This window comes from Novosphingobium aeonii, assembly GCF_052279045.1.
GTDB lineage: Bacteria > Pseudomonadota > Alphaproteobacteria > Sphingomonadales > Sphingomonadaceae > Novosphingobium.
The window spans coordinates 2,705,727-2,726,695 of sequence record NZ_CP176832.1 but is presented as its reverse complement, the minus strand read 5'-3'; the positions used below and the strand labels follow the sequence as shown (position 1 = coordinate 2,726,695).

At 65.2% G+C, this 20,969-nt stretch carries 22 protein-coding genes, 1 other RNA gene and 1 pseudogene; 13 read left to right on the top strand and 11 right to left on the bottom strand.

The window, feature by feature from the left end:
* Window position 1: 1 nt before the first annotated feature.
* Window positions 2–1,288 carry a metal-dependent hydrolase family protein gene (locus ACLIMP_RS13165; protein ID WP_324695965.1) on the bottom strand — a complete coding sequence of 429 codons (1,287 nt, stop codon included), beginning with the start codon at window positions 1,286–1,288 and terminating at the stop codon, window positions 2–4.
* Window positions 1,289–1,528: 240 nt separating this feature from the next.
* On the opposite strand from ACLIMP_RS13165, the gene ACLIMP_RS13160 reads away from it, so the two are divergent.
* From ACLIMP_RS13160 to ACLIMP_RS13145, 4 genes are all read left to right on the top strand, one after another.
* Window positions 1,529–1,864, top strand: a complete 336-nt coding sequence (locus ACLIMP_RS13160) for a 2Fe-2S iron-sulfur cluster-binding protein (RefSeq protein WP_443477895.1) — start codon at window positions 1,529–1,531, stop codon at window positions 1,862–1,864.
* A gap of 119 nt (window positions 1,865–1,983) precedes the next feature.
* On the top strand, window positions 1,984–3,321 hold the full coding sequence (locus ACLIMP_RS13155) for a cytochrome P450 (RefSeq protein ID WP_324695962.1): 1,338 nt from the start codon (window positions 1,984–1,986) through the stop codon (window positions 3,319–3,321).
* The gene (locus ACLIMP_RS13150; protein ID WP_324695960.1) at window positions 3,321–4,190 is read left to right on the top strand and encodes an SDR family NAD(P)-dependent oxidoreductase; all 870 of its coding nucleotides are present in this window, start codon (window positions 3,321–3,323) and stop codon (window positions 4,188–4,190) included. Before ACLIMP_RS13155 ends, ACLIMP_RS13150 begins: the two co-directional genes overlap by 1 nt.
* Window positions 4,191–4,256: 66 nt before the next feature.
* Window positions 4,257–6,617, top strand: a complete 2,361-nt coding sequence (locus tag ACLIMP_RS13145; RefSeq protein WP_443477894.1) for a TonB-dependent receptor — start codon at window positions 4,257–4,259, stop codon at window positions 6,615–6,617.
* Here the strand turns inward: ACLIMP_RS13145 and ACLIMP_RS13140 are convergent.
* The 4 genes from ACLIMP_RS13140 to ACLIMP_RS13125 all read right to left on the bottom strand — a co-directional run bounded on the left by ACLIMP_RS13140 (window position 6,605) and on the right by ACLIMP_RS13125 (window position 9,693).
* Entirely contained in the window at window positions 6,605–7,396 is a 792-nt protein-coding gene (locus tag ACLIMP_RS13140; RefSeq protein ID WP_324695955.1) for an alpha/beta fold hydrolase, read from the bottom strand. The genes ACLIMP_RS13145 and ACLIMP_RS13140 overlap by 13 nt on opposite strands.
* Before the next feature lie 44 nt (window positions 7,397–7,440).
* A complete protein-coding gene (locus ACLIMP_RS13135) occupies window positions 7,441–8,193 on the bottom strand; it encodes an SDR family NAD(P)-dependent oxidoreductase (RefSeq protein ID WP_185997055.1) in 753 nt (250 codons plus the stop codon).
* Window positions 8,194–8,270: 77 nt separating this feature from the next.
* A complete protein-coding gene (locus ACLIMP_RS13130; RefSeq protein WP_324695952.1) occupies window positions 8,271–8,762 on the bottom strand; it encodes a flavin reductase family protein in 492 nt (163 codons plus the stop codon).
* A gap of 37 nt (window positions 8,763–8,799) precedes the next feature.
* Window positions 8,800–9,693 (bottom strand): LysR family transcriptional regulator, encoded by an 894-nt coding sequence (locus tag ACLIMP_RS13125; protein WP_054440737.1) that lies wholly within the window; start codon window positions 9,691–9,693, stop codon window positions 8,800–8,802.
* 158 nt (window positions 9,694–9,851) lie between these two features.
* Between ACLIMP_RS13125 and ACLIMP_RS13120 the strand changes: the two genes are divergently transcribed.
* The 6 genes from ACLIMP_RS13120 to mmsB all read left to right on the top strand — a co-directional run bounded on the left by ACLIMP_RS13120 (window position 9,852) and on the right by mmsB (window position 15,923).
* Entirely contained in the window at window positions 9,852–11,345 is a 1,494-nt protein-coding gene (locus ACLIMP_RS13120; RefSeq protein ID WP_324695950.1) for a CoA-acylating methylmalonate-semialdehyde dehydrogenase, read from the top strand.
* A gap of 73 nt (window positions 11,346–11,418) precedes the next feature.
* Window positions 11,419–11,901 carry a hypothetical protein gene (locus tag ACLIMP_RS13115; protein WP_324695948.1) on the top strand — a complete coding sequence of 161 codons (483 nt, stop codon included), beginning with the start codon at window positions 11,419–11,421 and terminating at the stop codon, window positions 11,899–11,901.
* 31 nt (window positions 11,902–11,932) lie between these two features.
* A complete protein-coding gene (locus ACLIMP_RS13110; RefSeq protein WP_185997057.1) occupies window positions 11,933–13,075 on the top strand; it encodes an acyl-CoA dehydrogenase family protein in 1,143 nt (380 codons plus the stop codon).
* Between the two features lie 13 nt (window positions 13,076–13,088).
* Window positions 13,089–14,162 (top strand): enoyl-CoA hydratase/isomerase family protein, encoded by a 1,074-nt coding sequence (locus tag ACLIMP_RS13105; RefSeq protein WP_324695945.1) that lies wholly within the window; start codon window positions 13,089–13,091, stop codon window positions 14,160–14,162.
* Window positions 14,159–14,941 (top strand): enoyl-CoA hydratase-related protein, encoded by a 783-nt coding sequence (locus ACLIMP_RS13100; protein WP_054440745.1) that lies wholly within the window; start codon window positions 14,159–14,161, stop codon window positions 14,939–14,941. The genes ACLIMP_RS13105 and ACLIMP_RS13100 overlap by 4 nt, the downstream gene beginning before the upstream one ends.
* 112 nt (window positions 14,942–15,053) lie before the next feature.
* On the top strand, window positions 15,054–15,923 hold the full coding sequence (gene mmsB / locus ACLIMP_RS13095) for a 3-hydroxyisobutyrate dehydrogenase (RefSeq protein WP_324695941.1): 870 nt from the start codon (window positions 15,054–15,056) through the stop codon (window positions 15,921–15,923).
* On the opposite strand, the gene ACLIMP_RS13090 is transcribed toward mmsB, so the two are convergent.
* From ACLIMP_RS13090 to ACLIMP_RS13070, 5 genes are read right to left on the bottom strand one after another with little or no spacing between them, the layout of a single operon-like run.
* Window positions 15,910–16,131, bottom strand: a complete 222-nt coding sequence (locus tag ACLIMP_RS13090) for a hypothetical protein (protein WP_324695939.1) — start codon at window positions 16,129–16,131, stop codon at window positions 15,910–15,912. The genes mmsB and ACLIMP_RS13090 overlap by 14 nt on opposite strands.
* A 4-nt stretch (window positions 16,132–16,135) precedes the next feature.
* Window positions 16,136–16,696 (bottom strand): NUDIX hydrolase, encoded by a 561-nt coding sequence (locus tag ACLIMP_RS13085; protein WP_132468942.1) that lies wholly within the window; start codon window positions 16,694–16,696, stop codon window positions 16,136–16,138.
* On the bottom strand, window positions 16,693–17,376 hold the full coding sequence (locus ACLIMP_RS13080) for a TPM domain-containing protein (protein WP_185997062.1): 684 nt from the start codon (window positions 17,374–17,376) through the stop codon (window positions 16,693–16,695). The genes ACLIMP_RS13085 and ACLIMP_RS13080 overlap by 4 nt, the downstream gene beginning before the upstream one ends.
* A gap of 14 nt (window positions 17,377–17,390) precedes the next feature.
* Window positions 17,391–18,212, bottom strand: coding sequence for a TPM domain-containing protein (locus ACLIMP_RS13075; protein ID WP_132468944.1), 822 nt, complete (start codon window positions 18,210–18,212; stop codon window positions 17,391–17,393).
* A 4-nt stretch (window positions 18,213–18,216) separates the two neighbouring features.
* The gene (locus ACLIMP_RS13070) at window positions 18,217–18,822 is read right to left on the bottom strand and encodes a LemA family protein (RefSeq protein WP_054440748.1); all 606 of its coding nucleotides are present in this window, start codon (window positions 18,820–18,822) and stop codon (window positions 18,217–18,219) included.
* Between the two features lie 214 nt (window positions 18,823–19,036).
* Between ACLIMP_RS13070 and mscL the strand changes: the two genes are divergently transcribed.
* The 3 genes from mscL (at window position 19,037) to ACLIMP_RS13055 (ending at window position 20,320) form a co-directional block, all read left to right on the top strand.
* Window positions 19,037–19,462 (top strand): large conductance mechanosensitive channel protein MscL, encoded by a 426-nt coding sequence (mscL, locus tag ACLIMP_RS13065; RefSeq protein WP_054440750.1) that lies wholly within the window; start codon window positions 19,037–19,039, stop codon window positions 19,460–19,462.
* Between the two features lie 45 nt (window positions 19,463–19,507).
* Window positions 19,508–19,881, top strand: a transfer-messenger RNA (tmRNA) gene (ssrA, locus tag ACLIMP_RS13060).
* Window positions 19,882–19,969: 88 nt separating this feature from the next.
* Entirely contained in the window at window positions 19,970–20,320 is a 351-nt protein-coding gene (locus ACLIMP_RS13055) for a GFA family protein (protein ID WP_054440752.1), read from the top strand.
* A gap of 114 nt (window positions 20,321–20,434) precedes the next feature.
* Here ACLIMP_RS13055 and ACLIMP_RS13050 read toward each other — a convergent pair.
* Window positions 20,435–20,674: pseudogene (locus ACLIMP_RS13050) on the bottom strand (hypothetical protein); the annotation flags it as partial.
* Window positions 20,675–20,969 lie beyond the last annotated feature (295 nt).

The following is a 20,969-nucleotide window of genomic DNA, read 5'->3' as shown; positions in this document are numbered from 1 at the left end:
CTTATTCCGCCGCTTCGAGCGTCGGCGTGCTCGCATGTGTTGCGAGGGCAGGGCTGATTTTCTGGACCGCGCCGTCCTTCATCACGAAGGCGACCTTTTCCGGCCCGGCTAGGATGGAAATGTCCGCAAGCGGATCACCGTCGACCAGGATCAGGTCGGCCAGATTGCCCGGCGCCAGAGTGCCGAGTTCGCCGCCGTATCCCATGGCGAGGCCGCCGTTGCGGGTGGCGCAGACCAGCGCCTCGGCCGGGGTGTAGCCGTAGAAATCGACGAAGGATTTGAGGTCGCGCCCCTGCGTACCTTGCGGGCTCCAGCCGAAGCCATAGTCGCCGCCGATCAGGTGGCGGATGCCACGCTTGCGCAGTTCGGTGTGCGTCTTCACCGAGTTTTCCAGCAGATCCGGAATGTTCATGTAGCCGCCCAGTTCGGGGGAGAGGCCATGCGCCGAAGCCTCGCCCGCCATGATCTGCGCGAAAAGGCCGACGGTGGGCACCACGAAGATGCGGTCCCGCGCCTCCTCCATCATGTCCAGCAGCTCCTCGTCCACGTATTCGCAGTGGAACAGGCCGTCCACGCCCGCCCGGACGCAGTGCTTGGAGCCTTCGATGGAGCGGGTGTGGGCGTTTATCTTGCGGCCATAGGCATGGGCCGTCTCGGCGGCGACGCGCACTTCCTCGAACGTCATCGGCGTCGTGTTGCCGGGGGTGCCGGGGTAGAACGGATCGCCCGAGACATCGAGCTTCACATTGTCGATCCCCTCGCGGCAGTGGAGGCGCACGGTCTTGCGCATCTCTTCCACGCCGTCGACGATGGCGGAGGGGCCGATCCGCGGATTGTGGAGCTTGCTCTCATCCCCCATCGCGCCGGTGACGGAGATTTCGAGGCCGCCCGCACGGATGCGCGGGCCGGGCAGACGGCCGGCGTTGACCTCGTCCCGCACGGCGACGGCCAGTTTCAGCTTCGCTTCGGACGCACCGTAGGCAGAGGTAAAGCCCGCCTCGATCAGCGCCTTGGCCCCGCGCGCGGCGGTGAAGACCTGCGTTTCGGGACAGGGGGTGATCAGATCCTCGGTCGCGCAGACATTCTCGAACGAGAGGTGCGCGTGGCCTTCGACCATGCCGGGCATCAGGAACATGCCGCTGGCGTCGATCGTGATGTCGTCCGGCTGCGCGACGGTTGCGGTGCCGACTGAGGTGATACGGTTGCCCTCGACCACAAGGTCGCCCTTGATCGTGCTTTTGCCCGTCCCGTCGAATATCGTGGCGTTCTGGATCAGTGTCCGTCCCACGGTTTTTCTCCTTCTGGCCACGGGTGTTCTCGTGGCTCTTGGGGAGGCAGGTTAGGAGGGAGGTGCGGCGCGGCAAATGACGGGCCGGGCAGAGGGCTTGTCCTGTACCGGAAGGCCCGGCGGCTACGTGGTGGCGGTTTTCCTGCTGGGGCAAGTCGCAAGGCACGGGGAGCGCTTTGCGCGGCCTCCCGGCTGCGGCATCACCTATGAAAACCAAACGAAGAGGACCGGGCCGGACTTATGGGCAACCTTCATGTCACCATGACCGACATCGACGGCGTGAAGCACGAATTTTCCGATGTGGATGAGGGCGTGAGCCTGATGGAACTCGGCCGTGGGCGCGGGGTTGCCGGGATCATGGGCGATTGCGGGGGAGGCTGCGCCTGCGCGACCTGCCACGTCTACATTTCGCAGGACTGGTGGGACGAAGTGGGTGAGCCGGACGAGGTGGAGTTCGCCATGCTCGACATGGTGGCGGACGTCATGAAGGACACCAGCCGCCTGGGCTGCCAGATCAGGATGAGCGATGATCTGGACGGCTTGGAAGTCACCGTGGCGCATGCGTCGGGGTACTGATCCTTCCCCTCGGGGCAAGCCTTGGTTCGAGGGCGGGCATGGTTGGCCGTCGCCGCGCGGTCCATAGAACATGACAAGAGGCGGCACGAACCGCTGCATCAATTCACGGGACAGGGTACATGGCAACGTCAACGCAAATTGGGGCAAGCGAAGACCGGATCAGCGCGCGGCGGGAACTCACCGCCGAAGAGCAGGCGCTGCTGGGCAGCGGTTCGCTGGCCGATACCGCGATCCAGGCGCAGCCGAACCCGTTCTACCGCGTCATGCGCCACGGCGATCCGATCCACTATGACGAGCGGCTCGGTTCCTGGCTGGTGACGCGGCACGAGGATATTGCGCAGATCCAGTCCGACCCGGTGACCTTCTCGGTGAAGCACGGCTATTCCGAACAGCAGGCGCGCGGGATGCGGGAGGAGTTTCAGGCTTACCTCGAAGAGCATGGCGGGGGCTATTTCCCGGACGCGATCATGTCCGATCCGCCCTATCACACACGCATCCGCAAGCTGATGGAGCAGGCCTTCACCGCGCACCGCGTGAAGGAACTGGAGCCGCGCATCACCGAAGTGGTGCGCGGGGTGATCGCCGATGTGGTGGCGCGCGGCGATGGCCGGTGCGACGGTGTGAAGGACATCGCGATCCCGCTGACCATCCGGGTGATCGTGGAGCAGCTCGGGCTCGATCAGGGCATGGAGGAGCAGATTTCGCGCTGGTCGGTCGCGGTCACCGCGCAGATCGGCGCGATGCAGAGCCGCGAGACGATGCTGGCCAATGCCGCGCAGATCGCGGAGCTTCAGCAATACCTGATCGCCAAGATGAGGCAGCGCGAGGGGAACCCGTCGGAAGACATGCTTTCCGATCTGGTTCATGCGCAAGTTACCAATGAGGATGGCGGCAAGGAGAAGCTGACTTTCGCAGAGGCTGTCTCGCTGGTGCGCGCCACGCTGATCGCGGGCAACGACACCACTGCGACCGCCATCGGCAACCTGTTCTACGTCCTCACCACGCGCCCCGGCATGGCCGAACTGCTGGAGAGCGTGGCGGACGACGATCGCCAGCTGGGTCGCTTCGTGGAGGAGCATTTGCGCGCCGAACCGCCGGTGCGCGCGCTCAGCCGCATGACCACGCGAGAAGTCACCGTGAACGGCACGACGATCCCCGCCCATGCGCATATGCTGCTGGTCTACGGATCGGGCAACGATGACGAAACGGTGTTCCCGGAGCCGCGCAAGTTCGACCTGACCCGCCCCAATCTCGGCCGCCACGTGGCCTTCGGCGGCGGCCCGCACCGCTGCATCGGGCTGGCGCTGGCGCGCATGGAAGTGAAGGTGGCCGCGCGGGAGATCGTCCGGCAGATGAAGAACCTGAAGCTGGCCATTCCCGAAAGCGCGATCCGCTACACGCCCACCGTCGCCACGCGCACCATCGAGTCGCTGCCGATAACTTTCGAGGCGCGCTGATGGAACTTGCGGGCAAAGTGGCCGTCGTCACCGGCGGCGCCAGCGGCATCGGCCGCGCCACCGTGGAACTGTTCGCGGCGGAGGGGGCAAAGGTCGTCATCGCCGATATCGCCGACGAGGCAGGCGCGGCGCTGGCGGAAAGGCTGGGCGTTTCGGCGGTCTACCAGCGCACCGACGTATCCGATCCGGCGGCGGTGGAGGCGATGATCGAGGCCGCCGTCTCCCGCTTCGGCGGGATCGACGTGCTGTTCAACAATGCGGGCATGTCCTGCGGCGCGTTTCCCAGCTTTCTGGACGATACGCTGGAGGATTTCGACCGGGTGATGCGCGTCAACGTGCTTGGGCCCATGCTGGGCACGCGCAATGCGGCGCGGATCATGGCGAAGGCAGGCCCAAATGGTCAAAAACGGGGCGGCGTGATCCTCAACAATGCCTCCATCGCCGGCACGCTCGCAGGCCATGCGATGATGACCTATCGCGCGTCGAAGGCGGCGCTGATCCAGTTTTCCAAGTCCTCCGCCATCGATCTGGCGCGGCACGGCATCCGGGTGAACTGCATCGTGCCGGGCCATGTGCGCACCGAATTGTCCTCGTTCGGAGAGAAGGGGGCCGAGAACGGCCTTGCCGCGCGGATCGAGGAGGGGGTGAATGCGGTCTACCTCTCCAACCAGCTCATCAAGCGGCGCGGAGAGCCGGAGGACGTGGCGCAAGTGGCGCTGTTCCTCGCCAGCGACCGTTCGCGCCACATGACCGGCGCGGTGATCCCGGTGGAAGGCGGCGTGACCGTGGGCGATCCGGTCAACCATCTGGAGCAGATATTCGACGCTCGCGCCGCGGCATTCGCGGCGATGGAGCGGCTCGACGGCTGAAGACCCCGAAGACGGGGCGAAGCATTGGAAGCGGTGGTGTGCCGCTTCCCGGGGAGGAGAGGGACCATGAGGAACTGGCTGAAGGCCGCGCTGGCGGCTGGAACGGTGCTGTCTGGAATGGAGGGCGCCTATGCACAATCGCAGCAGGCATCGCCGGGCGGCGTTACGATCCACGAAGGCGATATCGTCGTCACCGCGCGGCGGCGTGACGAGAGCCTGTCCACCGTGCCGGCGGCGATCACCGCCCTCAATGCCACCGATCTGGTCGAGCGCGGGGTGAAGACCGATTCCGACCTGCAACGCATCGCGCCGGGCCTGACGATCCGCCAGACGCAGGGCAACAACTCGCTGACCTATTCGATCCGTGGGCAATCGGCGGATACGTTCTCGGGTTCGCCCTCGGCGGTGATCGCCTACCTCAACGAAGTGCCGCTGACGATCAACAGCGCCTCCTCGTTCTACGATCTCGAGAACGTGCAGGTCCTGAAAGGCCCGCAGGGCACGCTGTTCGGGCGCAATGCCACCGGCGGCGCGGTGCTCTACAATTCGGCCAGGCCCAGCGACAAGCTGGAGGCGGCGCTGACCGGCCGGGTCGGCAATTACGGCATGTGGGAAGGCGAGGGGATGCTGAACGTGCCCCTGCTGGCGGACAAGATCCTGCTGCGCGGCGCCTTCGACGTGATCCGCAAGGACGGCTACATCCGCAACCTGCTCAACGACGAGCGTCTGGGCGACATCCGCCGCGACAGTGGCCGTGTGACGCTGACGGTGGAGCCCACCGACACGATCAGCAACACCACCATGCTGCAATATACCAACACGCGCGGCACCAATACCGGTGCGTCCTACACTTACAGCGTCTATTCCTGCGGCCAGACCAACAACGGCTTCGCGCTGACCTGCGGGGCAGGGCTGCTGTTCGGGCCGACGCTCGATTCCGTCGCCGGACCGGGCGCGTGGGAGGCTTATCTCGCCGCGCATCCGGATGCCTATGCGCCGGGCCTGATCGACTACGTGAACGAACAGCGCCGCATCGGGCCCTACAAGACGCGCCATCCCGGCGGGGCCAGCCACCATGGCAAGGACTGGTTCCTCACCAACACCACCGAAGTCGACCTGAGCGACAGCGCCAAGCTGCGCAACATCTTCGGCTGGTCGGATTCGAAAACCCGCTCCGAACAGCCGCAGCTCGGCGCGCCTTTCGTGACGATCCTGACCGCCAATGCCGCTGCGGGCGAATTCGGAAACCAGCTGAAGGTCCGCTCCGTCTCCGAGGAATTGCAACTGGTCGGCGATGCGATGGATGGCAAGCTGGACTACATCTTCGGCTATTACTTCCAGAAACAGCGCAGCGACACGCTCTGGCCGCAGACCTATTTCGATGTCTCGCCGATCATTCCGCCCAGCTACGTCACCAACAACTTCCGCATCCGCAACCGGACCAATGCGGTCTACGGCCAGGTGTCCTATGCCGTGTTGCCGGACCTGAAGCTGACCGGCGGCCTGCGCTACACCTGGGAGCGGGTCTCGATCGCCCAGTTGCCCGGCGCGACCTATACTTACGGCGCGCCGGACCAGAAGAAGACCTTCTCCGATCCGTCATGGGAAGTGGGGCTGGAGTACAAGGTTTCGCTGGAGTGGTTCGCCTATCTCAAGACGCGCGGCAGCTTCCGTTCGGGCGGCTTCAACGGTGCGGCCCCGCCGGTCAACGCGACGGCTACCGATGGCGGCAACCTGTTCAATTCCGAACATACGCAGGATATCGAAGGCGGCCTGAAGTTCGCCGGTGACGTGATGGGCCGCCCCGCGAACTTCGCCAGCGCCGTGTTCATCCAGTGGGTGCAGGATGTGCAGCGCGTGGAGTTCCCCGATCCGGACGGCCCCGGCGGGCTCGCCTCGATTGCGGTGACCGCCAATGTGCCTTCGGAACGCATCTGGGGCTTCGAGGTGCAGGGCAATCTCCGCCCGGCCCCATGGCTCGAACTGGGCGGTTCGGCGGCCTATACCAAGGCGACGTTCACGAACGGAAACATCGAACTGTTCGGCACGCCCTATTCCTATGGTCCGGTAGGCGATACGCCCGAATTCTCCGGAACGGCCTATGCGCAAGTCTTCCTGCCGGTGGGTGAGGAGGCGGGCGAAGTCTCGCTGCGCGGCGACCTTTACGGGCAGACGGCGCAATACTTCTCCAATGCGGCCAATTCGATCGCGCCGGGTACGAAGCTGCGGGGCTATGTGCTGGTGAACGGGCGGCTCGACTGGAACGGGATCATGGGATCGGACTTCTCGGCCGCGCTCTTCGTCAAGAACGTGACCGACCAGGCCTATTTCGTCGGCGGCATGACGCTGGCCGCAGCGCTGGGCCACAATGCCGCCGCCGTGGGCGAGCCGCGCACTTACGGGCTGGAGATCCGCTACCGGTTCTGAACGAAGGCGATGATTTCTCCTGCCAGCCTGGCGGGAATTTCGAGGTTGAGCAGGTGGCCGGCACCTTCATGGTCGATCCGGGACACCTGTTCGCTCGCGGCATCGATCAGGGCGGCCATGAGCCGGAAGTCCTCGGTGTCGTGGCTGCCGGTCAGCAGCAGGGTCGGCGTGGCGAGATCGGTCAGCCGCTCGGCCTCGGGCAGTTCCGGGCGCTGGTCGTCCTGTATCCATTGGCGGCCGTGAAAGGCTTCTATCCCGGCGCGGAGCCGCTGCGATCCGGCGCTTTCGCGCGTGGTTTCGAACAGGGGGTGATTCCACCAGAGCTCCCGGGCGGACGCGATATCGCCGCCCCGTGCGGCGCGGCCGATCGCTTTCCAGCGCTCGACCCAGTCTGCGCTCCAGGACCAGCCCAGCATGAGCGGGCTGACCAAGACCAGCCGCCGCACGCACTCCGGGTGGTTCAGGGCGAAGTTCAGCACGGTGCCCCCGCCAAGCGAGAGGCCGCACAAGTCCGCCCGCGCAATGCCGAGGGTGTCGAGCAGGGCGAGCAGGTCGTCCGAATGGGAGAACGGCACGCCGGGAGCGCCGGTGGAATCGCCGAAGCCGCGCTGGTCGTAGGCGATCAACGGAAGGTCGGCGGGCAGGGCGGCCACGATCGGCTCCCAGTCGTGCCGGGAGCCGCCGAAACCGTGGACCAGTACGAGCGGCGTCCCGGTTCCCTCGCGGCGGTATCCCGAAAGCGTGGCTCCGCCGGTTTCGATGCTGAAGTCTTGCGTCATGCGCAGGAGGCTAGCGCCCCCGCACGCATGACGCACTGATCAAATCAGGCAGAGCCCATGTAGCGGCCGCCATTGGTGCTGATCGTCTGCCCGGTCATGTAGCTGGCTTCCTCGGAGGCGAGGAAAGCTGCTGCCGCCGCGATGTCCTCGACCTTGCCGAGGCGCTTGACCGGGAGGGACTTGCCATAGGCCTCCGCGTCGATCGGGGCTTGGCGCAGCATCGGCGTGTCGATCGAGCCGGGCGGGATCATGTTGGCGGTGATGCCGGTGCCGCCCAGTTCCATCGCCAGCGCCTTGGTCATGCCGAGCAGGCCGCCCTTCGACGAGACGTAGTGGCTTTGCGCAAAGGAGCCGGACTGGGTGGAAGAGGAAGTGATGTTGATGATCCGCCCCCACTGCGCCGCCAGCATGTCCGGCACGATTTCCTTGGTAACCAGCCACGGTCCCTTGAGGTTGATGCGGATCACCTTGTCGAACTCGTCCTCGCCGATATCCAGGAAAGGCGTGAAGGGTGCGATGCCGGCATTGTTGACGAGGATGGTGATCGGGCCGAACGTGCCGCGTGTTTCGTCGGCGGCGGCCTTGATCGCGGCCTTGTCCGAACAGTCGGCGGTGATCGCCAGGGCCTTGCCGCCGGCTTCCTCGATCAGCCGCACCGTTTCGGCCGCGCCTTCGGGATTGAGGTCCCATACGGCGATGGCGGCCTTGTCCTCGGCAAGGCGCAGCGCGATGCCGCGCCCGATGCCCGAGCCGCCGCCCGTGACGACGGCGACCTTGCCTTCAAGCGAACGTGTCATGAAATTCTCTCCCGCGGATGCACTCGATTTGCGCTGAACGGGTGAACAGCGAGCGCCCCGGGAGTCAAGAACCCTTGTTACATGCGTTCGGCGAAACCGCCGTAGCGGCCTTTGTGGAACAGCATGGGATCGTTCTCGCGCACTGCTTCCATGCGCAGCACTTCGCCCAGCACGAACCAGTGATCGCCCGCTTCGGTTACCGAATAGAGCCGGCATTCGATTGCGGCGATCGAGTCCGCGATGATCGGCAGGTTATGGTCCGATACCGTATATTCCACGCCGACGAACTTCTGGTCGCCCTTGGCCGTGACGGCCCGGCAGACGTCTGTCTGGTCGCTGGCCATGACGTTGACGCAGAAATGCCCGGCTTTCTCGATCAGCGGCCAGGACGAGGACTTCCTGTCGGGGAAGAAGCCGACCAGCGGCGGATCGAGCGAAACGGAGGTGAACGAGCCGACGACCATGCCCGCGGGCTTGCCATCGTCGAGCGCGGTGATCACGCAGACGCCGGTCGGGTAGCTGCCCAGGACCTTGCGGAACTCGGCCGGGTCGATGGTGGTCGTGGTCACTGGGTCTGTCATCCTGTTACTGCGATGTTGCGACGCATCATGGCTTGAGAACTCCCTCCATCCGTCGGGCGGTTTCGTCAAGCCATTGGCGGAAGAGCGTCACCCGCGGAAGCTTGCGGATATCCTGGTGAGTCACGAACCAGAATGCGCGGGTTATCCGGCATTCGGGCAGGACCTGAACCAGTCTCGGATCGGAATCGGCCATGAAGCAGGGCAGGACGCCCAGCCCGCCGCCGCTGGCGACGAGACTGTGCTGCGCGGTGATGCTGGGCGAGCGGATCGCCGCCTTCAGGCCCGGCTGGATCTCGTCGAGATAGCGCAGTTCGGGCGAATAGAGCAGGTCGGGAATGTAGCCGACCATGGCATGGCCCTCCAGCAGGTCGGCCGGGCGCGCGGGGCTGCCGTGGGCATCGAGATAGTCCCGCGTCCCGTAGAGGGCGAGCGTGTAGTCCGACAGCTTGTGCGCCACCAGCGGCCCGGTGCGGGGGCGGGAGAGCATGACAGCGACATCCGCCTCGCGGCGGGTCGGGCTGAGGAACCCGCTGCTGGCGACGAGATCGATGGCGAGGCGCGGGTGTTCAGCCTGGAATCCGGGCAGGTGCCGGGCAAGGAACCAGCAGCCGAATCCCTCGGACGTGCTGATGCGCAGGGTGCCGTAAAGGCCGTCGCTGCCCTGGGCGGGTTCGGTGATCCGGCCGGCCGCGCTGGCCATGGCCTCGACCGAGGAGAGCAGGGTTTCGCCTGCCTCGGTCAGTTCCTGGCCGCTGCGGGTCTGTTCGAACAGCGTGGTGCCGAGCGCGGCTTCAAGGCGGCGCAGGCGGCGCCCTACGGTGGTGGGGTCCACCCCGAGCAGCCGTGCCGCTCCCGCCAGTTGCCCCGCCCGGGCGATGGCGAGGAAGGCCTGGTAGTCGCTCCAGTCAATGGAATGCATCGTCAAGGTATCGTCACTGCGGAGAATTGTCCGTCCGGCTGCAAATGTGCAGTTATCGATGGCGTATTTTCAGCTTGCCTGCAAATCGGACCGGGACCACCTACCCCTCAAAGAGCGCTTGCGGGCGTTCGGGGAAAGAAATTGCGAAAGGATGAGGAATGCGGCTGATTGACCACTTCGTTGTCGGCGGAAGCGGCGGTTCGGCCGCCCGTCTGGGTGACGTCTTCAATCCCAGCACCGGGCAGGTCCAGGCCCAGGTCCCGCTTGGCGACAAGGCGCTGCTCGACCGTGCCGTGGCCACCGCCCATGCCGTGCAGCCCAAGTGGGCCGCCACCAATCCCCAGCGCCGCGCGCGCGTGCTGTTCAAGTTCAAGGAACTGATCGAACAGAACATGCAGTCGCTTGCCGAAATGCTCGCTTCCGAGCATGGCAAGGTGGTGGACGATGCCAAGGGTGACATCCAGCGCGGCCTTGAAGTGGTGGAGTTCTGCTGCGGAATCCCGCACATGCTCAAGGGCGAATACACGCAGGGCGCCGGTCCGGGCATCGATGTCTATTCGATGCGCCAGCCGCTCGGCGTTGGCGCGGGCATCACGCCGTTCAACTTCCCGGCGATGATCCCGCTGTGGATGTTCGCCCCGGCCGTGGCGGTGGGCAACACCTTCATCCTCAAGCCGTCCGAGCGCGATCCTTCGGTGCCGAACCGCCTCGCCGAACTCTTCATCGAAGCCGGTGCGCCGGAAGGCGTGCTGCAGGTCGTCCATGGCGACAAGGAAATGGTCGACGCGATCCTCGATCACCCCGGTATCGCCGCGGTCAGCTTCGTCGGGTCGTCGGATATCGCGCAGTACGTCTATTCGCGCGGCGTTGCCGCCGGCAAGCGCGTGCAGGCGATGGGCGGCGCGAAGAACCACGCCATCGTCATGCCGGATGCGGACATGGATCAGGCCGTCAACGACATCATGGGCGCGGCCTATGGCTCGGCGGGCGAGCGCTGCATGGCGCTGCCGGTCGCTGTCCCGGTGGGTGATGAAACCGCCGAAATCCTGCGCGAAAAGCTGGTCGCCGCGATCGACAAGCTCAAGGTCGGCGTGTCCAACGATCCCGAGGCCCAGTACGGCCCGGTCGTGACTGCGGTTCACAAGCAGAAGATCGAGAACTGGATCCAGACCGGCGTCGACGAAGGCGCGGAACTGGTCGTCGATGGACGCGGTTTCTCGCTTCAGGGTTATGAGGAAGGCTTCTTCGTAGGCCCGTCGCTGTTCGATCATGTGACGACCGAGATGAGCGCCTACAAGGAGGAGATCTTCGGGCCGGTGCTTCAGATCGTCCGTGCCAAGAACTTCGAGGAAGCCCTGGAGCTTCCCACGAAGCACCAGTACGGAAACGGCGTCGCCATCTTCACCCGCAACGGTCATGCCGCGCGCGAGTTCGTGCAGCGCGTGCAGGTCGGCATGGTCGGCGTGAACGTTCCGATCCCGGTGCCGGTCAGCTATCACAGCTTCGGCGGCTGGAAGCGTTCCGCCTTCGGCGACCACAACCAGTACGGCATGGAAGGCGTGCGCTTCTGGACCAAGGTGAAGACCGTGACCCAGCGCTGGCCCGATGGCGGCGCGGGTGACAGCGCCTTCATCATCCCGACCATGGCCTGAGGCCGACTGGCGGAACATGGGGGCTTGCGCGGGCGTTGCCCAGGCAATGCCCGCGGAACGAAAAGGACGTTTGATGATGCAGATCAGGAACGCACTCGCCCCCATGGCCGCAGCGGCGCTGCTCTTCGGACTTGCGGCCTGTTCGAAGGAGCCGGCCGAGCCCGCCGCGCAGGAAACCGGAACCGCCGTGCCGCAGCCCACGCCGAGCAGCGCTGCCGCCACCGGGCCAGCGGTGATGCCCACCGCCATTCCCGGTGCCCTGCAGGGTCGCTGGGGGCTCGTCGACGCCGATTGCACCAGCACCCGGGGCGACGCCAAGGGCTTGCTGACGATCAGCGGCGATACGCTGACCTTCTACGAATCGGTGGCGAAGCTGGCGACGATCAGGTCCGGTTCGCCTTCCTCGTTCAATGGTGAATTCGCCTTCACCGGGGAAGGGCAGAGCTGGAACCTTGACGTTGCGCTGACATCGCCCGACGGCGGCAAGACATTGATCCGCAAGGATACCGGACCGGACGCGATGCCCGGTCCGCTCACTTACACAAAGTGCCCCTGAGGGCACCTAACCGCACCTGACAGGGACAGAGATGACCGAACAGTTTGGGCTGACCGAGGACCAGCTTGCGATCCAGGAGACTGCGCGCAAGTTCACCGCCGACCGCATCACGCCTTACGCGGCCGAGTGGGACGAGAAGCACCATTACCCGGTCGATGTCTGGAAGGCCGCCGGCGAACTCGGCTTCGGGGCGATCTACGTTTCGGAGGAAAGCGGCGGCATCGGCCTCGGCCGTCTCGACGCGGCGCTCATCATGGAGGCCATGTCCTACGGCTGCCCGGCGACCAGCGCCTATATCTCGATCCACAACATGGTCGCCTGGATGATCGATACTTTCGGTGACCAGCAGCTCAAGGACCGCTATCTTCCCGATCTGGTGACGATGGAGAAGATCGGCTCCTATTGCCTCACCGAACCCGGCTCCGGCTCGGATGCGGCGGCGCTCAAGACTTCGGCGCGGCTGGACGGCGACCATTATGTGCTCAACGGCACCAAGCAGTTCATCTCGGGCGGCGGCTACAATGATGTTTATGTCGTCATGGCCCGCACCGGCGATCACAAGTCGCGCGGGATTTCCTGTTTCGTGGTGGACAAGGACACGCCGGGTGTCTCCTTCGGCGCGCCTGAGAAGAAGCTCGGCTGGAACGCATCGCCCACCGCGCAGGTGATCTTCGAGGATGCCCGCATTCCGGTCGCCAACCGCGTCGGCGCCGAGGGCGACGGCTTCAAGTTCGCCATGGCCGGGCTCGACGGCGGCCGCCTCAACATCGGCGCCTGTTCGCTGGGCGGCGCGCAGCGCTGCCTCGACGAGGCGGTCCAGTACGTGAAGGACCGCAAGCAGTTCGACGTGGCCCTGGCCGAGTTCCAGAACACCCAGTTCCGCCTCGCCGAAATGGCGGCCGAACTGGAGGCAGCCCGTGCGCTGCTGTACCTCGCCGCAGGCAAGGTCACCGCCGGATCGCCCGACAAGACCCGCTTCGCCGCCATGGCCAAGATGATGGCCAGCGACACCGGCTCCTCGGTGGTCGATCGTGCGCTGCAACTGTTCGGCGGATACGGCTATCTTCGCGACTATCCCATCGAGCGGTTCTGGCGCGACCTGCGTGTCCATCGTATCCTCGAAGGAACCAATGAGGTCATGCGGATGATCATCGGCCGCGACCTCCTCAAGTAAGGGGCCCGAGGACATGACGACCGACCTGTTGAGCACCGAAGCCCTTGCCCGGGAACTGCTGACCCGCCGCGAGGGCGTGGCGGGCGTGATCTCGCTCAACCGACCCAAGGCGATCCATGCGCTGACTCTGGGCATGTGCGAATCGATGCGCGAATCGCTTGGTGAATGGGCCGGCGATCCGGGCGTGAAGGCCGTGATGATCGAGCATAGCGAGGGGCGCGGTTTCTGCTCGGGCGGGGACATCAACCTGCTGCGCCGTTCCGCGCTGGAGGATCACGGCGCGGCGGGGCGCAGGTTCTTCCACGAGGAGTACCGGCTCAACCACCAGCTCTTCACTTACGAAAAGCCGGTGGTTGCCTTCATGGACGGCGTGACCATGGGCGGCGGCGTCGGCATCTCGCAGCCGGCGCAGTTCCGCGTGGCGACCGAACATACCCGCTTCGCGATGCCCGAAACCGGCATCGGCCTGTTTCCCGACGTCGGCGGCGGCTGGTACCTTTCGCGTCTCGACGGCCGCCTCGGGCAGTTCCTGGCGCTGACCGGCGCCCGGCTGGACGGTGCGGAGTGTCTCTGGGCGGGCCTTGCCACGCATTATCTTTCCAGCGAAGCCCTGCCGGAAGCCAAGCGCCGCATCGCGGCCGGGCATGAAATCGGCGGCGTGCTCGGCGCCCTGTCGGTCAAGGCGCCGGAACCCAAGATCGCCGCGCACGAGGGCCAGATCCGCAGGCACTTCGCCTTCGACACGCTGGAGCAGGTGCTGGCCTCCCTGGAATCCGACCAGAGCGAGTGGGCCGCGCGCGAGCTTGCCACCTTGCGGACCAAGAGCCCGCAGGCCTGCAAGGTCTCGCTGCGCCAGCTCGCCACTTCGCTGACGCTGGATACCTTCGCCCGGAACATGGCGATGGAATACCGCATCGGCAGCCGGGTGATCGTGCTGCCCGATTTCGCGGAAGGCGTGCGCGCGGTGATCGTGGACAAGGATCATGCGCCGAAGTGGAATCCTGCGGCGCCCGAAGATGTAACCGAACCGATGCTGGACGCGATCTTCGCGCCGCTGCCCCAAGAGGAGGAATGGAAGCCCCTATGAGCTATGAAACGATCCTGGTTGAAACGCGCGGCGCCGTCACTCTCATCACGCTCAACCGCCCGCAGGCGCTCAATGCGCTCAACTCGGTGGTGCTGGAAGAGCTGATCCGGGCCTTCGCGGCGTTCGAGGCGGACAAGACCCAGGGCTGCGCGGTGATTACCGGCGCGGGCGAGAAGGCCTTCGCCGCAGGTGCCGATATCAAGGAAATGGCCGACAAGCCGGGCGCCGAGTTCTATTCGGAGGACTTCTTTGCCGGTTGGACCAGCCATCTGGTCAAGGCCACGCGCAAGCCCTGGATCGCGGCAGTAAACGGCTTCGCGCTTGGCGGCGGGTGCGAGGTGGCGATGATGGCGGACTTCATCATCGCTTCGGAAAACGCGAAGTTCGGCCAGCCCGAGGTGAAGCTGGGCGTGGCGCCGGGCATGGGCGGTTCGCAGCGCCTGACCCGCGCAGTCGGCAAGTCCAAGGCCATGGACATGTGCCTCACCGGCCGCCTGATGGACGCCGCTGAAGCCGAGCGTTCAGGCCTCGTCAGCCGCGTGGTGCCGCTGGAGCAGCTTCTCGACGAAGCGCTCAAGGCCGCCGCCGCGATCGCGGCCATGCCGCCGCTTGCTGCGATGATGAACAAGGAACTGGTCAACATGGCCTTCGAGACGACGCTGGACACCGGCCTCGTCATGGAGCGCCGCATGTTCCAGGTTCTCACCGCCACCGAGGACAAGGCCGAAGGCATGGCCGCCTTCGTCGAGAAGCGTCCCGGAGTCTGGAAGGGCCGCTGACGCCGTTCCTGCTCGTCCAAGGTTTGCACAAGGGCGCAACCCGATCCCGTTCCGGCCCATATCGTTCCGGCCGGCGGCGGGATTACAGGTTGCGACCCAGGGAGAGAATGTCATGAAAATCGCCTTCATCGGACTCGGCAATATGGGCGGCGGCATGGCTGCCAATCTCGTGAAGGCGGGCCATGAGGTGCGGGCCTTCGACTTGTCCGCCGAAGCCGTAGCCAAGGCGGCGGAACAGGGTTGCGAGACGTTCGCCGCGGTCTCCCAGGCCGTCGAAGGTGTGGATGCGGTGGTGACGATGCTGCCCAACGGGGCGATCGTGCGCTCGGTCTATACGGCCGAAGTCTTTGGCCATGCTCCGCGCGGGGCGCTGTTCCTCGATTGCTCGACCATCGACCTCGAAACCGCGCGCGAGGTGGTGGGGCTGGCGCAGGCCGCCGGCTACGCGATGGCCGATGCCCCCGTATCGGGCGGCATCGCGGCGGCCAATGGCGGCACGCTGACCTTCATGGTCGGCGGCAGCTCAGACGTGTTCGAGCGCGCGAAGACGGTGCTCCAGCCCATGGCCAAGGCGGTGATCCATGCCGGGGATACCGGTGCGGGGCAGGTCGCCAAGATGTGCAACAACATGCTGCTGGCGATCCACATGATCGGTACCTGCGAGGCGCTGGCGCTGGCGGAAAAGGCCGGGCTCGATCCGCAGACGTTCTACGAGATCAGTTCCAAGGCCACGGGCTACTGCTGGTCGCTGAACGACTATACGCCGATGCCCGGCGTCGGCGCGGCGAGCCCGGCGGACAACGGCTATGCCGGGGGCTTTGCCTCCGCGCTGATGCTGAAGGACCTGCGGCTGGCGATGGCGGGCGCGGAAACTTCCGGCGCCGCGGTGCCGATGGGCGAACACGCGACGAAGATCTACGAGGCCTTCGTGGAGGCGGGGAACGGCGGTAAGGACTTCGGAGCGATCTTCACGACGCTGTGAAATCCTCCCTGCTGTCCTCGTCCTTCTTCCTCTCCAGCACGAAACGGGGCACGCGCAGGCCCTTGGTCCGCCCGGTCAGATGATACTGCCGGCAAAGCGCGCAGCGATAGGGCCGCAAGGTAACGGCCGCTTTCGCTGCCGCTTGCAGCGCTTCCGCCTCGGCGGCGTAGCGCCGCTTGCGCTGGCAGACGCCGAAGCGCGTTCGCATGGGTTCAGCCCAGCAGCCGCGCGCCCAGCAGCATGAGCAGCTTCACGTCGATGGCATAGCCCTGCGTGCGCCACGCCGCGATCGCCTGTTCGATCCCGGCAAGGGGCACGCGGTGAACGACGATATCCTCGCTGTCCACGCCGCCGCCTTCGCCCACTTTCACAAGGTCATGCGCGCGGAACAGGGTGAAGCTTTCGCTGACCATCCCCGGCGAGGAATAGAATTCTCCCAGGTTTTCCATGCGGCCTGCGTGAAAGCCGGTTTCCTCTTCGAGTTCGCGGGCGGCGGCGACGCTGGCGTCCTCGTCGGCGCTGTCGTCATGGTCGCCGACGAGGCCGGCGGGCAGTTCGATGCAGCGCTTGCCGAGCGGCACGCGGTACTGGTCGACGAGGATGACATGATCCTCGGCGTCCACCGCAAGGATCACGGCAGCGCGGATGCCGCGCGCGCGGCTGACATATTCCCAGCGGCCGCGCTTGCGGGTGGTGATGAACCGGCCCTGCCAGATCACTTCGTCCGGCGCGTCGGCATCGGGCGGCAGGGGAAGGGCGGAGATATCGGTCATATTTCGATCAGCCTGTCGGGAAGTTCGTTCACGTCGTCATCGGCGCGAGGGAAGTGCTGGGAAAGGATCGCGCCGACTTTGCCGACCGCCACGATCATGCCGTCGCAAATGCGGCCTTCGCCGACATGGGCGAGCATGGCCGACATCGCCTTGCCCCAGACTTCGGGGTCGACCTTTTCGGCGATGGCGCGATCTGCGACGATCTCGGCGCGGTGCTCGCGCATGGAGAGGTAGATGAGCACGCCGGTACGGCCGGTGGTGCGCTGCTCGGCGCCGATGCGGAAGGCGCGAACGGCATGGGCATGGACGCGCATGGTCTTGATCTGCGGCGGAACCAGCCAGAACTTGAGCGGCTGCCAGAACTGGAGCAGCAGCATCGCCCCGAACTTGATCGCGGCCACGCCAGCCGCAAGGCCCAGCAGCATGCGCGGGGTCCACTCGTGGCCCCAATCGGCCAGCAGGCGCTCGTAAAGGCCCATGTAGAAGCCCGGCGCGATCACCAGCGCGCCCAGCGCGAGGAAGGCGACGATCGCCGACCATGCGAGCGCGACGTCGGTATAGCCGTCCGAACGGTCCGCCAGAACGGTGACGATCTCGCCGGCGCTGTGCATTTCGGCCTCGCCCACGGCCGCGCTGATGCGGTCATGGTCCTCGGCGGAAAGATAGACGGGTGTCGGCATAGTCTCAGTCCCCCTTACCAGCTTCCGCTCGCGCCGCCGCCGCCGAAGCTGCCGCCGCCGCCCGAGAATCCGCCTCCGCCTCCGAAGCCGCCACCGCCGCCCCAGCCGCCACCGCCGCCCCAGCGGTCGTCGTCATCGTCGTTGCCGAAGCCGCCGGGCATCCAGATGATCGGGCCGCCGAAGCCGCCCCGCCGCCTGCCGCCGCCGCGCGCTTCATTGACCATGGGCATGACCACGAAGAAGACGATGATGAGGATGAACACGATAACGCCGAACGGGAAGCCGCCGCCGCTGTCCTTGCGCGCGGCATCGGCATCCGCCGCTACCTTGCGCGCCTGGTCGGGCGGCAGGGTGAGCTGCTTGACGAGAGCGTCGGTCCCTGCCTCGATACCGCCGGGATAGTCGTCGGCCTTGAAGCGGGGGAGGATGTCGTTGTTGACGATGAGGAACGAGAGGCCGTCGGTGATGATCGGCTCAAGGCCGTAGCCGACCTCGATCCGCACCTTGCGCTCATTGGGCGCCACGATCAGCAGGGCGCCGGTGTTCTTGTCCTTCTCGCCGATGCCCCAGGCACGGCCGAGTTGATAGCCGTAGTCGGAAATCTCGTAGCCCTGAAGGCTGGGCAGGGTGACGACCACGAGCTGGCGGCCGGAGTTCTTCTCCAGCGCGTCGAGCTTCTGCGTGAGCCGGGCTGCGACTTCGGGCTGCAGGAGATGGGCATCGTCGACGACGCGGCCGGTCAGTTTCGGAAACGTGGGCTCGGCGGCTGCATGCTGGGCAAGCAGCGCGCCGAACGCCAGGAGGATGGCCGCAAAAACGGCCCTGAAACGTGTCACGTTATCAGATCTTGCCTTCGAGGCTCGGCGCGACGTCCGCCCCCGGGGTGGCCGCCTGATAGGGAACCAGCGGGTCCGCGCCGCGCAGCTTGGCGCCGATCATGGTCGGGAACGTGCGGACTTCGGTGTTATAGTCCTGAACCGAGGCGTTATAGTCGCGCACGGCGATGCGGATGCGGTTTTCCTGGCCCTCGATCTGGGTCTGGAGCATCTGGTAGTTCACGATCGACTTGAGGTCGGGATACTGTTCGACGCTGACCAGCAGGCGCGACAGGCTCTGGCCGAACTGCGATTGGGCGGCCTGGAACTGCTGCATCTTGGCAGGATCGTTCAGGTCTTCCGCATTGACCTGTACGCTGGTCGCCTTGGCGCGCGCCTCGACCACGCCGGTCAGGATTTCCTTCTCCTGCGTTGCGGCGCCCTTGGCCACGGCGGCGAGGTTGGGAACGAGGTTGGCGCGTTCCTGGAAAGCGGCCTGGACGTCGGCCCACTTGGCCTTGGCGGCTTCCTGCTTGGTCGGGACCGAGTTGAAGCCGCAAGCCGCCAGCGAAAGCGCTGCCGCAAGGGCCAGCACGGCGCGGCTCTTGCGGGCCAGGTTGGAAAGGGTCATGCGTGATCCTCCTGATCGGCGCGGCCAAGGAGCCACGCCTGTTGTCCGCATAGATAGCAGGCGGAGGTCCCGGTTCAAGGACAGTCGCATTGCGCGGCCGCGATGAACATCGCGGCGCAACCTATTGTTACAGGACCGATTGTTACAAAAGGTCCGATGTGGCAGGTTCCCGCAGCCGGCCGTGGACGGAACAGGATCGAGGGGAAAACGACCCATGCTTCAGGAATTCAAGACTTTCATCGCGCGTGGCAACGTGCTCGACCTCGCCGTCGGTGTGATCATCGGCGCGGCTTTCGGCAAGATCGTCGCCTCGCTGACCGACGACGTCATCATGCCGTTTATCGGCCTCATCACCGGAGGCATCGATTTCAGCAACAAATTCGTCGTGCTGGGCACCGTTCCGGCCGGCTATACCGGCCCCATGACTTACGCAGGGCTCAAGGCGGCAGGTGTCGCCATGTTCGGCTATGGTGCGTTCCTCACGGCGATCATCAACTTCCTGATTCTCGCTTTCGTCATCTTCCTGATCGTGCGCCAGGCCAACCGCCTGCTGCCCAAGAAGGAAGAGCCCGCGGCGCCCACCGGCCCCACCGAAGTCGAACTCCTGGCGGAAATCCGGGACGCGCTGAAGAAGGACTGAGGCTGAAAAATCCTCTGTGAATTGCAGAAGGGCGGGGTCATTCCCGCCCTTTTCTTTTCCGGCCGGCGCCCTATATGAGGTTCCGCCGGTTTCGACCGGATATGATGATAAACTGCGCCGTATAATAGGCACAGCGGACCCGGGGGCGGTACCCGGCGGCTCCACCATCACCCGTTCCTTCGGAGTTTTCCGGCGGGACAGCCCTGTTGTCGCAGGGGTGATGACGGGGCCGAACTAGGATCGACGTGTGTTGAAAAGCGGTGTTTTCATTCGGGCTGAGTAACCCGTTCAAGGCTCAAAACTCACAAGTGCCAACGACAACGAAGCACTCGCTCTCGCCGCGTAATTCTAGGGGCTAACGCCCTGACGTTACAAAGCTAAAGCGCGGTTGGACCCACCGGGCAACAGAAGGGATTCCAGGGGTTCGGGGTGTACCTTGCAACAGAAACACCCCACCTTCCCGGCCTGAAACATGCAGGCGGGCAACCTTGGAGAAGGGGAAGCGGAATGGCTTATTCCGGCAGTTGCCATTGCGGCGCCGTGTCCTTCACCGTCGATGCCGATCTTCCTTCCGAAGCGATGAGCTGCAATTGCTCGCATTGCCGCCGCAAGGGTTTTCTCCTGACATTCGTGCCCGAGGATGCGCTTGGAATTTCCAGCGGCGAGGACGCGTTGCGGGAATATCGCTTCTACAAGCACAAGATCGTGCACCGTTTTTGCACCACCTGCGGGTGCCAGCCTTTCGCCGGTGCGCAAGGGCCGGATGGCACGCCGATGGCTGCCATCAACTTGCGCTGCGTGCCCGAGGCGGACCTTGGCAAGCTGGCGATCAGGCCGGTGGACGGCGCGAGTTTCTGAGATTTCCCGTCAGGCTGCGTCCGGCCTTGCCTGTCCAGCGATCTGGCCCGGAGCCTGAGCGGTTATCAGGGCAGGGGCACCGCTGTCCTCCGGTTCGGATGTGGTTTCGAGCTTGGCCAGTTCGACCTTTGCGGCGTTTTCGGCTTTCTCGTACTTGATGCAGTCGAGAATTTTGGCGCCTGCCATGAAGACGGCGCCCGTGCACGCCAGGAACAGCAGCTTCCCGCCCCAGCCGGGAAAGCGCGTGATGTACACGCTGCCGCGTTCCACGGCGCCAAGCGCAAGGGCGTAGATGATCATGAACGCTTCCCAGCGTGTCTTGATCACGAACAGTCGGCTGAGTTTCTGAAATATTCCCGGTTTTCGAAACATTCCCATCCTCACGTCCTGCCCGGCTTGCGAAAAGGCCCGCCTGAACCAGGGGCAACCCACTGGCGCCGCCGGGCGCCATTACGTTATCCGGTTCAGCAACACCCGTGCCAACCGCGTGTTCCCGCGCGGCTTTCGAGCAGGGTGAATGTCCTATGTAAGTTATTCCGACGCAAGCTGTAAGCTGATCCGACGTGGTGCCACTTTGGACCGTAAATGGCGCATGTTGCCATTCCCGCCGGGATGCGGCATAGGATAGGCATCCTCCCCAGGACAGTCT

Bases quoted from the DNA above. Each gene is read 5' to 3' on its own strand.
- ACLIMP_RS13160 (WP_443477895.1), top strand. From the start codon at position 1,529: ATGGGCAACCTTCATGTCACCATGACCGACATCGACGGCGTGAAGCAC.
- ACLIMP_RS13140 (WP_324695955.1), bottom strand. From the start codon at position 7,396: ATGACGCAAGACTTCAGCATCGAAACCGGCGGAGCCACGCTTTCGGGA.
- mscL (WP_054440750.1), top strand. From the start codon at position 19,037: ATGCTTCAGGAATTCAAGACTTTCATCGCGCGTGGCAACGTGCTCGAC.
- ACLIMP_RS13155 (WP_324695962.1), top strand. From the start codon at position 1,984: ATGGCAACGTCAACGCAAATTGGGGCAAGCGAAGACCGGATCAGCGCG.
- ACLIMP_RS13120 (WP_324695950.1), top strand. From the start codon at position 9,852: ATGCGGCTGATTGACCACTTCGTTGTCGGCGGAAGCGGCGGTTCGGCC.
- ACLIMP_RS13150 (WP_324695960.1), top strand. From the start codon at position 3,321: ATGGAACTTGCGGGCAAAGTGGCCGTCGTCACCGGCGGCGCCAGCGGC.
- ACLIMP_RS13110 (WP_185997057.1), top strand. From the start codon at position 11,933: ATGACCGAACAGTTTGGGCTGACCGAGGACCAGCTTGCGATCCAGGAG.
- mmsB (WP_324695941.1), top strand. From the start codon at position 15,054: ATGAAAATCGCCTTCATCGGACTCGGCAATATGGGCGGCGGCATGGCT.
- ACLIMP_RS13105 (WP_324695945.1), top strand. From the start codon at position 13,089: ATGACGACCGACCTGTTGAGCACCGAAGCCCTTGCCCGGGAACTGCTG.
- ACLIMP_RS13055 (WP_054440752.1), top strand. From the start codon at position 19,970: ATGGCTTATTCCGGCAGTTGCCATTGCGGCGCCGTGTCCTTCACCGTC.
- ACLIMP_RS13135 (WP_185997055.1), bottom strand. From the start codon at position 8,193: ATGACACGTTCGCTTGAAGGCAAGGTCGCCGTCGTCACGGGCGGCGGC.
- ACLIMP_RS13115 (WP_324695948.1), top strand. From the start codon at position 11,419: ATGATGCAGATCAGGAACGCACTCGCCCCCATGGCCGCAGCGGCGCTG.
- ACLIMP_RS13085 (WP_132468942.1), bottom strand. From the start codon at position 16,696: ATGACCGATATCTCCGCCCTTCCCCTGCCGCCCGATGCCGACGCGCCG.
- ACLIMP_RS13100 (WP_054440745.1), top strand. From the start codon at position 14,159: ATGAGCTATGAAACGATCCTGGTTGAAACGCGCGGCGCCGTCACTCTC.
- ACLIMP_RS13145 (WP_443477894.1), top strand. From the start codon at position 4,257: ATGAGGAACTGGCTGAAGGCCGCGCTGGCGGCTGGAACGGTGCTGTCT.
- ACLIMP_RS13125 (WP_054440737.1), bottom strand. From the start codon at position 9,693: ATGCATTCCATTGACTGGAGCGACTACCAGGCCTTCCTCGCCATCGCC.
- ACLIMP_RS13070 (WP_054440748.1), bottom strand. From the start codon at position 18,822: ATGACCCTTTCCAACCTGGCCCGCAAGAGCCGCGCCGTGCTGGCCCTT.
- ACLIMP_RS13090 (WP_324695939.1), bottom strand. From the start codon at position 16,131: ATGCGAACGCGCTTCGGCGTCTGCCAGCGCAAGCGGCGCTACGCCGCC.
- ACLIMP_RS13080 (WP_185997062.1), bottom strand. From the start codon at position 17,376: ATGCCGACACCCGTCTATCTTTCCGCCGAGGACCATGACCGCATCAGC.